Annotated in this window: 13 protein-coding genes and 1 pseudogene; 6 read left to right on the forward strand and 8 right to left on the reverse strand. The window is 52.7% G+C overall.

The features are described from left to right. Positions 1-214 precede the first annotated feature (214 nt). Positions 215-1,222, reverse strand: coding sequence for an IS110 family RNA-guided transposase (locus tag F3H10_RS06820; protein ID WP_149784056.1), 1,008 nt, complete (start codon positions 1,220-1,222; stop codon positions 215-217). A gap of 396 nt (positions 1,223-1,618) precedes the next feature. Here F3H10_RS06820 and F3H10_RS06825 point away from each other — a divergent pair, with 396 nt between their 5' ends. Both F3H10_RS06825 and F3H10_RS06830 read left to right on the forward strand, forming a co-directional pair. Continuing rightward, on the forward strand, positions 1,619-2,314 hold the full coding sequence (locus F3H10_RS06825; protein WP_188127889.1) for a nucleotidyltransferase domain-containing protein: 696 nt from the start codon (positions 1,619-1,621) through the stop codon (positions 2,312-2,314). Further along, positions 2,307-2,816 (forward strand): DNA-binding protein, encoded by a 510-nt coding sequence (locus F3H10_RS06830; RefSeq protein ID WP_188127890.1) that lies wholly within the window; start codon positions 2,307-2,309, stop codon positions 2,814-2,816. Before F3H10_RS06825 ends, F3H10_RS06830 begins: the two co-directional genes overlap by 8 nt. A gap of 346 nt (positions 2,817-3,162) precedes the next feature. Here the strand turns inward: F3H10_RS06830 and F3H10_RS06835 are convergent, their stop codons facing one another. From F3H10_RS06835 to F3H10_RS16495, 3 genes and pseudogenes are all read right to left on the reverse strand, one after another. Beyond that, positions 3,163-4,191, reverse strand: a complete 1,029-nt coding sequence (locus F3H10_RS06835; protein WP_149784057.1) for a Cdc6/Cdc18 family protein — start codon at positions 4,189-4,191, stop codon at positions 3,163-3,165. A gap of 278 nt (positions 4,192-4,469) precedes the next feature. Further along, positions 4,470-4,763: a hypothetical protein gene (locus tag F3H10_RS06840; protein ID WP_149784058.1), complete on the reverse strand. Its 294-nt coding sequence runs from the start codon at positions 4,761-4,763 to the stop codon at positions 4,470-4,472. A 110-nt stretch (positions 4,764-4,873) separates the two neighbouring features. Continuing rightward, a pseudogene (locus F3H10_RS16495) lies at positions 4,874-4,978 on the reverse strand (AAA family ATPase); the annotation flags it as partial. Positions 4,979-5,842: 864 nt separating this feature from the next. On the opposite strand from F3H10_RS16495, the gene F3H10_RS06850 reads away from it, so the two are divergent. Then, positions 5,843-7,117, forward strand: coding sequence for an AAA family ATPase (locus tag F3H10_RS06850; RefSeq protein WP_149784182.1), 1,275 nt, complete (start codon positions 5,843-5,845; stop codon positions 7,115-7,117). A gap of 347 nt (positions 7,118-7,464) precedes the next feature. Here F3H10_RS06850 and F3H10_RS06860 read toward each other — a convergent pair whose 3' ends face one another. Beyond that, positions 7,465-8,424: a metallophosphoesterase gene (locus F3H10_RS06860; RefSeq protein WP_149784059.1), complete on the reverse strand. Its 960-nt coding sequence runs from the start codon at positions 8,422-8,424 to the stop codon at positions 7,465-7,467. A gap of 214 nt (positions 8,425-8,638) precedes the next feature. Here F3H10_RS06860 and F3H10_RS16445 point away from each other — a divergent pair, with 214 nt between their 5' ends. Then, positions 8,639-8,773 carry a hypothetical protein gene (locus tag F3H10_RS16445; RefSeq protein WP_262488561.1) on the forward strand — a complete coding sequence of 45 codons (135 nt, stop codon included), beginning with the start codon at positions 8,639-8,641 and terminating at the stop codon, positions 8,771-8,773. Positions 8,774-8,788: 15 nt separating this feature from the next. On the opposite strand, the gene F3H10_RS06865 is transcribed toward F3H10_RS16445, so the two are convergent. From F3H10_RS06865 to F3H10_RS06875, 3 genes are all read right to left on the reverse strand, one after another. Then, positions 8,789-9,907 carry a hypothetical protein gene (locus tag F3H10_RS06865; RefSeq protein ID WP_149784060.1) on the reverse strand — a complete coding sequence of 373 codons (1,119 nt, stop codon included), beginning with the start codon at positions 9,905-9,907 and terminating at the stop codon, positions 8,789-8,791. Continuing rightward, positions 9,904-10,989, reverse strand: coding sequence for a hypothetical protein (locus tag F3H10_RS06870; RefSeq protein WP_149784061.1), 1,086 nt, complete (start codon positions 10,987-10,989; stop codon positions 9,904-9,906). Before F3H10_RS06870 ends, F3H10_RS06865 begins: the two co-directional genes overlap by 4 nt. A gap of 100 nt (positions 10,990-11,089) precedes the next feature. Then, a complete protein-coding gene (locus F3H10_RS06875; protein ID WP_149784062.1) occupies positions 11,090-11,620 on the reverse strand; it encodes a hypothetical protein in 531 nt (176 codons plus the stop codon). A 467-nt stretch (positions 11,621-12,087) separates the two neighbouring features. Here F3H10_RS06875 and F3H10_RS06880 point away from each other — a divergent pair, with 467 nt between their 5' ends. After that, positions 12,088-13,182: a hypothetical protein gene (locus tag F3H10_RS06880; RefSeq protein ID WP_149784063.1), complete on the forward strand. Its 1,095-nt coding sequence runs from the start codon at positions 12,088-12,090 to the stop codon at positions 13,180-13,182. A gap of 5 nt (positions 13,183-13,187) precedes the next feature. Continuing rightward, complete coding sequence (locus F3H10_RS06885) at positions 13,188-14,075, forward strand: hypothetical protein (protein WP_223174239.1); 888 nt, start codon at positions 13,188-13,190, stop codon at positions 14,073-14,075. The last annotated feature ends 145 nt before the right edge of the window (positions 14,076-14,220 follow it).

A 14,220-nucleotide genomic window follows, 5' to 3' on the forward strand; every position in this document is an offset into this window, starting at 1 on the left:
TTCAACACCTATGAAAGCCTGCTAGCGCAACAAACCACGTCTGCGATACTATATTTTTCGCCGAGATCGATCCGAGCTTAGTCACGAGAGAGAAACCACACGCAGGCACGGAGATGGCTCAGGAACCAGCCGGCAGGCGGTCAGAACGTGAACGCGTTAGCTGTGGCTCACACCCGCTGCGACCGGCCGATGAGGGCCGCCGAGCCGGCGGCCCTCAGGCACTCACCTCTGGTGGATCGTACACCTCCGTGCGATCAAGCATATGGAAGATCGACACGAGCAGTTTTCGCGCCGTTGCGACAATCGCTATCTGGTGGTTCTTCCGCTGTTTCAATCGAGCGTAGAACCGTTCAAGATACGGATCGTTACACCGGTGAACCGCTGTTTGAACACACTGAACGAGGATCCAGCGTAAGTCTCCACTTCCGCGCTTCGAGATCGATCCTTCCGTCCGCGAGTCGCCTGACTCGCGGACGACCGGATCCAATCCCGCGTAACTCACCACCTGCTTTGCCTCGTCGAACCGGTCGATCTCACCGATCTCCGAGGTGATTAGCAGCGATGAGTAGAAACTCACGCCCGGAATCGTCATCAACAGCTGCGTCTCCTCGAGAGACGCAGCGGTTTCCTCGATCAACGATTCGAGTTCTTCTATTTGAGCGGTTAACTCGTCGATGATCGAGAGGAACGACTCCATCAACTGATCGCCGACCACACCGAGCGAGACATCCTCGCCGGCGAGGATGTCTCGCCCGTTCACACTGAACGGATCCCAATCGTAGGTGATCCCGTGTTTGTCGAGCAGGGCGTGGACTTCGTTTTTGAAGTCCGTGCGCTTTTCGACGAGTCTCTTCCGGCCGCGCACAAGTGCGCGGCGCTCTCGGAGCTCTTCGGACGGGACGTAACTCTCAGCGATCATGCCGGCTCGGCGAAGTTGCGCAAGCAACTTCGCGTCGAGCCGGTCGTTTTTCACCTCAGCATAGCCGATCGCCTTGGTTTGGGTAGGATCTGCGACAACCACGTCGAGGTGTTCGTCGAGGGTGTCGTAGACCGTGTAGTAGTTGCTGGTTGCTTCGAGCGCCGCTTTGGCTCCAGCGTATTCTTCGGCAACGTCGTCGAGATTCGCGTTTTTGACGCGAATCTCTTCGACGACCTCGGCATCGTCGTCCAAAACAGCGACGTGCGACTCATCTTTATGAAGGTCGATTCCGAGGTAGTACATGGTTCCTGTGAGGCGGTTTGTGCGTGAAGGGAGCCACACCTATTCGGGTTCGCCGCCCGGATGCTGACGGCATCCGGGCGGCCTCCCATGATAGTGCGTCCTTGGCAGGTAGGCCAATCAGAGCCACGCGTTCTATGACGCTGTTGAATCATCGGCCTTTGACCGCCCCAGTGCCTCTTCACGCACGCTGGGGACTTAGCAGGCTTTCATCCCATCAGAGCCGATAACTCCGAAGAGATGGTTCGGAAACAGTACTCACATATTGAAGCTGGAGAGCTCGGTGATCCCGCTGTTGAGGCGATCGAAGAAATCGACAGATAACCGGCGTTCGATTATTGTTAAGTACTGCCCGTATTTTATATAAAGTTTATATAGTAGTGAGCCGTAGCATGGCACATGAGCCGTGAGACGGAATCGAACGCCACCCAGGGTGTGTCCATATCCGTTCCAATACCCGCCGCAGACGCGGATTTGTTCAAAAGCAAGGCAACGAACGACATCTTACTGTTTTTAACGAACCACCGATTCAAACAGTTCTCACAGCGCGAAGTAGCTGATCAGATTGGCCATTCCCAACAGACGGTTCGGAGAGCGATCAATACCCTCGTCGAGAACGGATTAGTGGTTGAATCGCCCGAGAACAATCAACGGCTCGTTCAGATCAACCGAGAGCGACTCGCTATTCCGGACGACCCTCTCCTCCGAATACCGCAACCAGAGTTCCAGAAGCCGGTGAAGGCCGCGGTCGACGAACTCACTGAGCGTCTCGACGGCGTCATCGGGATCGTTCTTTACGGAAGTGTGGCGCGCGGCGAAGCCGATCGGCGCAGCGACATTGACCTCTGGGTGCTCACGACGAACGATCGAGCTCCAAACCAACGAGAGGCGAACGCTGTTGGTCGCGACCTCGAAGACGCCGAGTTCGACGGGAACAGGTATGCTTACGACATTGACGTTGAGGCGGTCCAAGCGATTCCCACGTATACAGAAGACGTCCGGGAAATTGTCGTTTCAGGAATCCCAATCTACAGCACTACCAAGTTTGAGACGGTCGAAAAGCTCCTCCTCGAGGAAGGTGATAGCGATGAGTAACAGGTCTGATCCAACTGACATCCTCGAGTCCTTGGAGCGGGCACAAGACGCCTTCAAGATGGCAGGCCGTGGTCGAGCAGAGTTCGAGGAAGGGATTAGTGCTGACGACGACTGGAAGACCCAACTGACGAAAGCGTGCCGGCTCATAGAGGTGACTGACACGCTTCAGGCGCAGGGAGACTACTACACAGCGGTCATCGAGGTGAGTTTTGGAACCATAGAGAGATCCATCGAAGCGTACGCCCTCGCGATGTCGAACGATGAGCTTCAGGACTTCAAAGATCACGAGTTCAGCTACAAACGCGCACACCAGATCGGTCTGTTCACCAAAGAAACAGCAGAAGACATGAAGGATCTGTATAGTGAGAACCGGACAGAGAGCTACTACGGGGGCGGGAGACCGACAGAAGAGCAGGCAGACGCAATGGCCAATCTTTCCCTCGCCGTCCACCAGTTCAGCGTGAACCAGATTCGGGAAGGAGGGGTCTGTCTCTGCGACTGACGGGCGATACGTCTTTGCCGTATATGGTATATCATTATATCGGTTCTGTTGAAATCCTTAGAAAGTGATATATTCTGTCTAGGGTGTGGTCAGTACAGGGTACATATTTTGTACCCTGGTAAGTAGTGTATTGAAACAGGGTTCATTACAATTACAGCAGTTTCAGACGGGATTTGTTGTAGTGAAGCAGGAGATAGTACACTTGGATGATGGCCAGCCGCTAGGTCCTGTTATTAAGGCCTATTTCTGAATTCGCAGCCTGCCACGAACATCTATTTCGGAGGAGATATATCTGGAGAAGGGATCTTGTACAAAGCCACGAGATACCTACTCCACGGCCTCTGAGTCACTGTATCGGCGATGTAGCTGCTGAATCAACGAGTGAGTACTCGCGATCTCGACTCGTGCCTTCTGCTTCGAGGAGGTTGTACTGGGCCATCTTCGAAAGGTAGGTCCGGACGGTGCGCTTCGTCCGCGGATCGTCGACCGCCTCAGTATAGCGGTCGTGGATCTCGCTGGGTCCAAGCGGGCCGTGGTCGCGAACAATATCGTAGACGACCCGCTGGTGTGGTGTGAGCGAGTCGAGACTCTTCTGTTTGATTTGTGCCCGAGCATCTTCAGCAGCGTTTATGAGAATATCGTTGGTGATCTCCTCGTGATTTTCGCGATCAGCCGTGCTGGCTGCGCTGCGAAGCATCCCGATCGCGAGACGGGCGTCGCCAGCGGCGGCATCAGCGATCTGATAGAGTTGCTTGTCGGTGATAACGTCCTCTTCAAGGCCCCACTTCGTTCGAGCACTCAGAATATCGTAGAGTTGCTCGTTGTGGTACTTGTCCATCCGGACATGCTCGCTGGAGCGCAATCGACTCACAAGGCGGTCGTCGACGCGGCTGAACAGCTCTTCTTCTTTGTTCGCGATACAGATCACCGCGAACTGCTCCATGCTGTGGAGGTCGTAGATGAGGCTCGGGTCTTCGAGTTGGTCGACCTCGTCGAGGATGACGACGGTTCGAGGGCCGTCGTACTGTTGGAGCCGATCAATGAGCTCGTCGTGGGGTGTCGACTGGCGATGGATGTCTATCGTCGCGCCAATGTCGTCGAGGATCTGGTATAGTGTCCGGAAGCGGCTGTAGTTTCGCCAGCAGTTGACGTAGGTGGCCTCGACGTCGAGAACTTCCTCGCGGAGCCGTTCGGTAACGAACTTCGAGACACAGGTTTTGCCGACGCCGCTCGGGCCGGTGACTATGGCTGTGTCAGCCGGCTCGCCGTTCGTGATCGGTTCGAGAACGCTCGAGAGATGGTTGACTTCGGCGTCGCGATGCTCGACTTCTCGAGGGACGAACCCAGCGCGGAGGACGCGAGCATCACGGATCATCTGTGAGTAGGTAGCTATTCTCTGGGTAAGTGGTAAAAGTGTGACTGGGTAGATTCCGGAAAAGCTCTGATCGCAGTCGTATATCCTCCTCGATTGCTCCGACGTCTCTCGATTCTGATTGTGGAAACACACTGTTTCCGGAAACATTCAGAAACCCAGTCAACAGTGTGGTGCTCGCTCTATACTAATCACGATAGCCCGAGCCGGATGGACCTCATGGAGGGTACTGTCTGACGTGCTCATCGAGATCGCTAGGTCGTAGATACAGACAGACAACTCTAGCTCTGGTTGCCTGCGTCAAATACGGCGGCAAAGTCCTCGAGAAGCTCCTGTGGTGACCTCTCATCATCGCGAGATGGAAGTGGTACTTCCCAGCATTCGATTTGGAGTGTGTGCGCATTCGATACCGGCTCCGGATCGGTTACTACATTGAAGATACCGGTGTGATAGATAGCAAGTAGTCGCTGGTCATGAACACCGACATAATCGATACCAGCCCGATCCAGGACTGCTGGAATGTCTGTGGGCGCAGATAGCGAGACAGAGGCGCTTGGAGACGCCGAGTCGCTCATACCTTGGCTTGGTCCATCACACGGATAAAGACCCATCTCGGGAAAGGTCCTACTCTCGATGATTAATCAACAGAAAGCAACAGTAGCAGGATCTTGTTGGTTAAGTTATCCGCGCCGCTAGGCCCAGTGACGATGGCGGTGTTGGCGGGTTCTCCGTTCGTGATAGACTCGAGGACGCTGGAGGGATGGTTGATTTCGGCGTTGCGGTGCTCGAGGCATCAGGGATTATCTGTCGAACACCCCTCGTTGCCGCTGTAAACATCTCACGGAGAGATGGTATGGTGGATCGAAAGAGATGGATCCCTCGTTGCCGCTGTAAAACCACAGTAGAGCGGTTTATACAGTGAATTAATTCTGTGAAAAGAGTTTGTGAAGAGAATGTATAATGTGAAAACAAACGGGGTATCTACTGTGAGCGGACAACGGGAGATCATATCGGTAGCTCTCACACCCCATATTCGATATGAAATCGGAGATTGACGTAGAAGTAAGATGACTCTCATACACCGTCTTCGATATGAAATTGGTTCTTCCACAGAAGAAATTGCTCCAAATCCAATTTGTACGGTCTAATACGGCAGTATTCGTGTTTTGTTCGAGCATTTCATCTCGAAGAACCTGCTGCCATTCCTCACAATGAAATCTCATGGACGGGCTCGCACACAGTGTTTTCGTATTTCATTTCGATGACGGGGTGTGTGGATGGGACTGATTTCCGGGCTAGATGGCTTCATATCGACTGAGGGGTGCTCACTTCGAAGAAGATCTACCGCGGCCAGGACTCTGAGGTGGGATTTCATTTCGAAGAAGGGGTGTCTGTCTTGCTGTCTGAGATTTCATATCGATGGAGGGGTCTTCACTTCGAAGTTGGTGTGTGATGATATGAAAGGGGCAGGAAATTCATTTCGACGGAGGGGTGTTCATATCGACATCGCCCATTTCATTTCGACTCCACCCCCTTCATTTCGACAAAGGCTATTAAGGGTTAGATCACAATGACCACTATGGAAGGCGACGAAACCGACTCGGGGCAGCCAGATACCGAGTCTGGTGGGTCACAAGAGTCCGGATCATCTGTCGTGGATAGCATCCTCGATGGCGACGTACAGACTGTTTTTGAAAACAAGGACCTGGTTGACTCGAGTACGATTGTCGATCAGGATCGGATCTACGGCCGGGACGAGCAACTCGCTGCCGAAGCTCGGGCGTTTCGGGACACTCTCGATGGTGAGCGACCGCCGGATCTGCTTTTGTACGGTCCCAGTGGTACAGGCAAGACCCTGACGGTGAAAGCCGTCGCGAACAAAGTCAAAGAACGAGCTCAGGAGAGCGGTATTGAGTTCGACTTTGTGGCAGTCAATTTCAAAACGATGGAGTCCCACACGCTCGACCGCGCTGTGTGGAAGCTAGGCCACCAGACGGCACGGAAAGCGGGCGTGGTTTGGGATGTACCTCGGTCGGGTGTCTCGACCGATATGAAATACACTCGGCTCTACGAGATTGTCGACGATCACTTCGACTCACTCGTGTTCATCCTCGACGAGATCGACGCGCTGACCGGCAGTACGGGAGCAGACGAACCGGCGTACTCTCGACTGCTCTATAGTTTGAGCCGAGTCATGTCGGAACAGCATGTTGATACGCAGCTGTCAACGGTGGTTGTCACTAACTACCCGAAGTTCCGCGAGAACCTTGACAGCCGGACTGACAGCTCGTACAATCCGAACGGGATTCATTTCTCGGATTACGACGCCAACGAGCTCATCGAAATTCTCGAACGACGTCGAGATGCGTTTAAACAAGACGCCCTCGAAGACGGAGTAATCGAGATCGTGGCTGCGTACGGTGCTCAAAACGAAGGTGACGCGCGTCGCGCGATCGATCTGCTCCGGGATGCTGGAGAGATCGCGAACCGGGCGGGCGACCCGGTGGTGACGCAGGACCACGTCAGATCGGCAAACGACTCTGTGGTGAAGAATCGGGTCCTTGAGATCGTTGGTGGGATGTCTGTCCAAAAGAAGCTGTCTCTGTACGCTGCCGCACTTGTCGCGAAAGAGAATAAGGGAGCGGCTCCGAGCCCTGTGGTGTACGACATCTACAAAATTCTCTGTGAGGGAAGCGACATGGAGATATACACACAAGAAACAGTCAACAGCCACATCAATAAGGCCGGAACGTACGGCGTTCTGGAAAGCGAACGGGTCAGTGGTGGATTCAAATCGGGTGTCCACTTGGTTTTCAAGTTTACCGAGCCTGTTGGCGCTGTTCTAGATACATTGAGCGAAGACGAGCGACTCCAAGAGATTCCTGCGAAAGAACTTGGGGAGGTCGTGAAGAGACGGTTGCGGGATTAGTAGTCCGGTCCGCAGCCAGTTCGTACTCTTTCTCAACCGGCTGTTTCAGATGTAGTGTGAAATAGTTCGAGGTCCTCGTCATTAAGATATGACTCAATATCCTCAATTGGGTGCCCATCTCGGATGAACTGTTTGTAGTCCTAAAACGCGTCGTCGCGACCAGCGGGGAGGATCACGATTCCGGTCATGGTTGAGTGGAAATCATCGGGAGGCAAATTATTGGCTACAACCGGGTCTATTGAAACCCTCCGGAAATGGTGTATTCCTCTCTGTTGAATCCGCAGAAGGCGGCGGGATAGCGTCGTTGTAAAGGCAGTAGCGAAGCGGAAGAGTCGACCGTGACCAATCTACTCATCCGGAAAGCGAAGAGACTTCGTAGATCCTGAATCAGGGTATAGGAGACTCATTCCAGGTATGATCTCGTCTTCCGTAGCCCCGATATTGGTGGTTGAGCCGGCGTTAATCACCCGAACGTTCTGTCCATCCACGGAGATTTGCTCATCGATGATCTCGTGCATGTGTCCGACGATCACAACCTCCGGAACGCCGTCAATTGCAGTACTGACTCTGGGAAGCATTGTTCGGAGGTCGAATTCAGCTGTCGACGATTTCCGGAAGGGTTCGATCGATTGGTGGAGACAGAGAACCCGAAGGGGAGCCGAGCTCGGTTCAAGCGTGGGTGCCGACTCCCACCACTGTTCGGAGTGGTGGTCGATTCCATAGATCGCTGTGTTGCCCAGCACATATGGCGTCGTAGAAAGGCTCTGTGCAAGGCCGGCGGATTCAAATTCGTTCCAAACCTGTCGGCCCTCTGAGCGAGCATGGTTACCGCAAATATAGAGGACTGGCAGCACATCCGTGGGTAAATCCTCAAAAATCGCTCGTACTGCTGCGACGTCATCGTTGCCTATCCCGCCGCGATTATTCTGGAATAGGTCTCCCGTATAGAGGATCTGCTCAAAGAGCAATTGGCCTTCTTTTGTGTCTACTTTGTGTAAGCTATCCACGAATCCAAGGACGGTCTCTAAGTCTTCAAGCGGATCAATTTTCCAAGTAGAGGCACCGTAGCCACCCGATTGTTTGCCAACGTGACTATCAGTAAGGATTGGGAATACTGGGGTCGGTTCCTCAGTTGATTGAGTTTGAGATTGTTCTCTTTTGTAGTGACGCGCACCGTCATATCCAAGCCGTTGCCAGTCGTGTCGCTCATCCCGTTTTCCACTCACATGTCCTGCGACAGATGCGGGTTGCCCCCTATAAGAACAGCCGGTGACTGGACAGGAGACTTCCTCCCGGCTTTGAGTCATCTATTAGATAGTTCAACTGTCCACATATAAATATCAGTTACACTGTTAGAGGCTCCCATCGCTGGCTGGTTTCTTCCAGAAATCTAATCCCCTCGATATATACTGAACAGGTCGGATCGTATCCGGGACGTGCCGATCTCCTAACAAAGGCAGGAGTGATCGACAAGGATACACGGGAAGGAATCCGGCATATACGAAGATTCGACTTGCCTTAGTGGACGACGTTGAGGAACGATTTACCTTGTCCGTTCTGGACGATCTCAACAAGATTGACGAACTCCTCGGCCTTCTTAATGAATTGTACGAAAAGGTGTACGACATACCGGCCTACCGGTATATCGACGAATAATCCGATTTCGACGGCCTACAACGCTCCGAAATTGCCGAGATCCGTTTCCGGATCAAATTCATTTTGGGTCTTATCATAAGCCAACTGTCCAACTTGGACCTTGGCCGCATTATCTGAATACTTTGATTTTACAGCATTCTCCGCATGATCTGGACCACGAGTCCCTGAATACATAATCCTGTAATCTTGATCTTCTGACCGTAAGTCATCATCCTCATCCGAGAAAACACCGGTCTTCAACGCCATATCCAGCAATCTATCCACTTCTGACGACACCACACGCTCCCGTCGTTTACCACTACACTGGATCTGAAGGCCCTTTTCGAATAACTCGTAGAACGTCTCGTGAGCAAACTCGGATTTGTGTTCGTCGTCGAACTCAAACTTCTCTTTGACAACCTGATATACGATATCCTGTAGGGGGAACACTGGATGGGTGCCGACTGTGTACTTCAATGGGTCTTCACGACGCATGTAGTCCAATTTCTCTGAGAAAGCGGAGCGAAGGTCGGTATGGACGAATGAACCGTCTTCGTACATCATCCACTTGTCCTCTACATCCGTGGACCAGACGGCATAGGTGTCAGCGTCACAGTTCCGATCAAGCACTGAGAAATCCATCTCAACGGTGTCATCCGTCCGAGTCAACGTCACATACTGGAACGAGAGATCATCATTCTCGATTCCCAGCTGCTCAGTCAGGACACTCCGATTCTGCTGTGACTCGAACACGTGGCGTGCCTCGTTCACATTGTTCACCCAGTCCTTCCTGCTCTCACCACCGATCTCGCAGCAAACCACGCAGAAGTAGGCTCCGTTGTACTCCGGCTTTACCAGTAGGATATCTGCGGGGTTCTCGTCTACAGCTTGTAGGGGGTCCACACCAACATAACGAAACCCGCTTTCAGAACGTCCTGCGCCTTCCCGAGGATGGAAACAGGCAGCTGCGGCCTTAACCAGTTTCAAATGTTCTTCTGCTTGGTTGAACCGGGTCTGTAACCGTCGTTCCACCGTATCCTCGCTAAACTCATCCAAGTTGTCATCGAACTCTTCTTCAAAACGCTCCTGGTTACGCGAACTAAGATCCTCAAGATATCCGTCATCGAACGTCCAAGGGTCCTCGGGATCCTTCATACAACTTCGATTGCCTCAGGATCTGCCTCGATGTGATCGTCAACGAAATTGTAGATACGGAACGACTGATCGATCCCTGTCTCTTCTCTTGGATAGATCCTTATCGCATCCTCTTTTGTCCGGATAGCGGTTTTCCCGTAGTTGTTCCTATCCATCAGCTCGGCGTCGAATCCGCGTGAGTCGAGGTAAGAGTCGAAATGGACGACGCTGAACTCGAGATTGCTTGCTTCAACGTTCCCCTCGAAGTGACGGATGTCATCCTTTGCAGGCCTGTCATCCAGTTGTATCGCCCACGGCTTGCTGTACGGCAGGGAGACATCTTCGAGGAAGCCGGACCCGTTCTCATCGTAGTCCGAAGTATTGATGATCTTCTTGACGAGCCGAAGCCGCTTCGTGGACTGGTCGATCAGGGATGCGATGTTGTCAACGCCGCCGTCGATAGCGGTGAACACTCCGTCCTGAGTGATCTGGAATTTGAAGTTACCGGGAACCTCGAACTGGATGTTCGTAGGCAGGACACCGTATCGGCTTTTCATGTGCCGGTAGGTCTCCAAGCCGTCGTCCGCCCAGTACCGCATCGTCCGGTTGTATTCCGGCCTCTTTTTGGCTGGAATATCAGTGTGTTTGGAGCGTTTGGCGGTGAACTGTGGGATAATCAGGTCCCGGTGCTGATCCACCATTTGCTGGCGGAGACGCTCCATTTCCCGTTTTCCGACCCACATCCGGCTCATTGCGTGATCTTTCTTCAGGTATTCGACGAGTGTGTCTGGGATTTCGTCGGTCTTGTTCGCTGCAGTGAAGAAGATCGGGAACTCGTTGTCCTCCAAGTGGACGTAGTACGGGACTCGTTCGTCGGAGGCCCACAGTAGAAGCAAGTCGTCGTTCTGGTTGACGAGTTTGAAGTGGTTGCTAAGCCGGTCTATGAAGGTTTCTCGGTTGTGGTCGGAGACTGAGCCGATCAAACTGAGTTTGTTGTCCAGTTTGTTCAGGTTTACCTCAGATTGGATGTAGGAGATAAAATCAGCTCTGGAGGAGAAGCTGCGATCGATCGCGTTGAGGAAATCCGCTTCTGTACTGGACATTTAGAACTCTTGGTTGGCCGTGTACTATGGAAATTATATCCAAGGAGCAAAAAGCATTTGTTTCAGGTGTTTGACTGGTTTCACCGGCTATTCCTTGTCGTTAGCGGATTGACTTAGCGTTCTCTAGTGTATCGACGAGTGAGGAGCGTTCGTCTTCTAGGTCTGTGATCTTATCTCGGAGTTCTTTCTGGTCGGCGGCCATCGATCCGTTGTCTGAGCGGATTGAATTGATGATTGCTTTCTGGGTGAGGAGGCCTGAGTAGTAGGAGACGATGTCGTCGACTTCGTCCTGTGATAAGATGCCAAGGCTGCCGGCGTTGGATGTGTAGATCTGGGTGGGGAGGGTGCCGGCAGGAGGCAGTTCTGATGGATCAAGTTCCGGGCTTTCACCGTTGTCGTCTGGTGGCACAGCGGATTCTGAGGAGTTGACGGCTTTGATGACCCGATCGAGGTCTTGTTCTTCGAGTTCGGAGATCAGGGAGCGCCGGAGCTTGGTTTTCTGTTGACTGCGTCGGAGTAGGTAGACACCGACACTGGTGATGAGTGTGACGACGAAGCCGAGCCAGGTACCGAGGCTTACGTCGGTGAGGAGGGACCAGACATCGACTTGAAGCGGTAGCACGGTTATCACCCTTGTTTTCAGTCCTTATGTATACCAGTTTTCTACCAGGGTTGCCTCTCCGAATTCTCTTGATAACGACACTGAATCGATTGTATAGTGACAGATCCCGACGCCTTCTGTGGGTTCAATAGAGTAGTGTATGCCGAATAATGATATCGTCATTTGATTACCTTGTGTAACATCTTATGCTCTATTCTTACCAGGTTGTTACATAAGACTCCAAGCCTCAATATCACGGGAACAAGATTGAAAACGCTCATTCCGAGTCGACTAGACTATTGAGTGGCTGGGACTAGCGCAATAATCACGACCAGAAGCGGGTTACTGTGCGTTGTCTCTCCCTACCCACCACGAATTTAAATAGCCCTTCCACAAACCAACAAAAGAACACCCACGCGCCGTAATGGATCCACTTTCACCGTGGATTGCCAATTACTAACACACCTAGTGAACTAGGATCAAATACGAGAAAGCTGATGTCCACTTCGTCTATCCAGAGCAGACGAGACCTCTTCGACGTCTTCCAGCACACCATCGAGGGTACGTACGACGAGTTGGTGGAAGAACAAGAATTGCAACCCGGGCAGACAATGCTCAAGACCTTCCTCATTGAGTCCAATGTCACTCCGGAGGAACTCCACGAGAGAGTGGACATAACAGAGGCTCGCGAGGTTGACTTCGACTTACAAGAACTCATCATCCAACGCAACGCTACCAAGTACACCTTCTTCCTCGATCACGAGGACTCTCGATTCTGGACGCTCTACACCCTCGAAGAATCCGAGGACGCAAAGAAAGTCGTCCAAGACATGGTGAGCGGCATCCGCAACGGACTCGACTACACGTGGATGCCGATCGAGCAACAGCGTGAGGTAATGGACATGGGCGAGTTCCGCGATGTGGGCGTCAGTTACGACGCTGACGACGTGTTCTCCGAGGACTACATCGACGAGAGGCTGGACTTCGGCGATCTCTCGGTGCGCAGTAGCGGTCGTGGAACCGGAACTCTGTTCGACATTCTCGACAGTCATGACGAACTATCCAGCTTCCTCTCCCTCTCCAGCGTCGGCATCAAACGGAACGTGAACGGCTCGTTCATTTTAGAGCGAGTAACCCACAACGGACGGTTCACCACTAGTGGAGGGGACTCTATCCAACTCCATCTTGACACCGTTGCTGAGATTAAGGGGCGATACGCAACGCTTCTGCGGAAGATCGAGGAGAACCACCGGCTCTCCTACGAATCTCAGGAACACGGGACGGGGATGGACGGTACCCCACTCGTGATCGAACTGGACAACGAGATCGAAGACGTCCGGCAGTTCATCGAGAATATCATTACGGCGAAGAACCCGCTTCGACTCTGGGGTGCGAAGACCAAACTCGATGACCAGTACTGGAAAATAAAAGGCGTGGATCTCCACAATAACGACAAATACACCATTGAGATTTGCCCCAAGTGGCTACGACTCTACCTCGGCGACGAGGCATGTGGGAACACCGCTCTCCGCATCTACTCGAATCTTCAACGGCACTATGACTCGAACGCTACGATGGAGGTGGAAGAATGAGTGTGATGGAGAACCTCTCCGATCACACCCTCCAGATTAATGCGTGGATTGGGCTGTGCCAGCTCGACAGGACGTTCCCCGACGCTCTGCGGAACCTAGGCTACACCGTCGACATCATTGATCCGAGCTTTGTCCATGAGGGCGACTCGGTGAATCCAGATTTGATTCTCACCAGCCGCGCCCATAACCATTCTATCATCATCGACTGTAAGTCGTACTTCATTAAGGAGGAACAGAACCAGAAGTATGAGTCAATACATCACTCACCCGAAGTCCTGCTGACTCGCGGTATCGTCTCTGCCGCCGATGCCACAGAGGACTTCGACGCTGAATTCTCGTACTCATCCTTCGAAGACCTCAACGAAAACCCACACCTACCTGAGAACGATTTTGCGGTCGTTCACTTCGATGAGGACGCGAACCAGTACATCATTCGGACGCTAGACAACTACGAATTCAATCTCGTTGATCTCCAAGACGAATTTCCCATCTTCACGAACACACGCCGGCTGCCAACAGACTACTTCCCATTTGACGTGGGGACTGGTGATGATGACTACCGCCAGTTCACCATCAGCATCCTCCAATCCACTGTTCACGTTGCACTCAAACAGAACACGTTTGACGCCGACGATCTGCTTGAGAACGCGCACCCGCTGTGGATTGACCTCGATAACAACCTAAAAAACGAGCTACGAGCACACACGGAGACCATCCTCACGGAGTACCAGCTGCAGGGACTGGATGAACACATCGAGAAAGTTCAGGCAGGGAGAAAAGACGAATGGAGGGTGGTCTCGAAGTCCTTACAGGCGCTCCAACGGAAGGTGGACGGATTCGTAGATGACGTTCAGGAGAAGTTGGAGCAAACGTCGCTTGACGACTTCGAGTGACTATCAAGCAGCGCTAACGTCTCGGTTTCCACGGCATTGAAGAACGACTTGACCGAAGGATCATCTTGTAGGGTCGCTGAGCTCATCCACCTCAGCATTCACCCTGCTCTTTGGTGTGCTAATCGTTCTATGACACCCTCTCTAC

The organism is Halorubrum aquaticum, from assembly GCF_900113615.1.
GTDB classification, from domain to species: Archaea; Halobacteriota; Halobacteria; order Halobacteriales; family Haloferacaceae; genus Halorubrum; species Halorubrum aquaticum.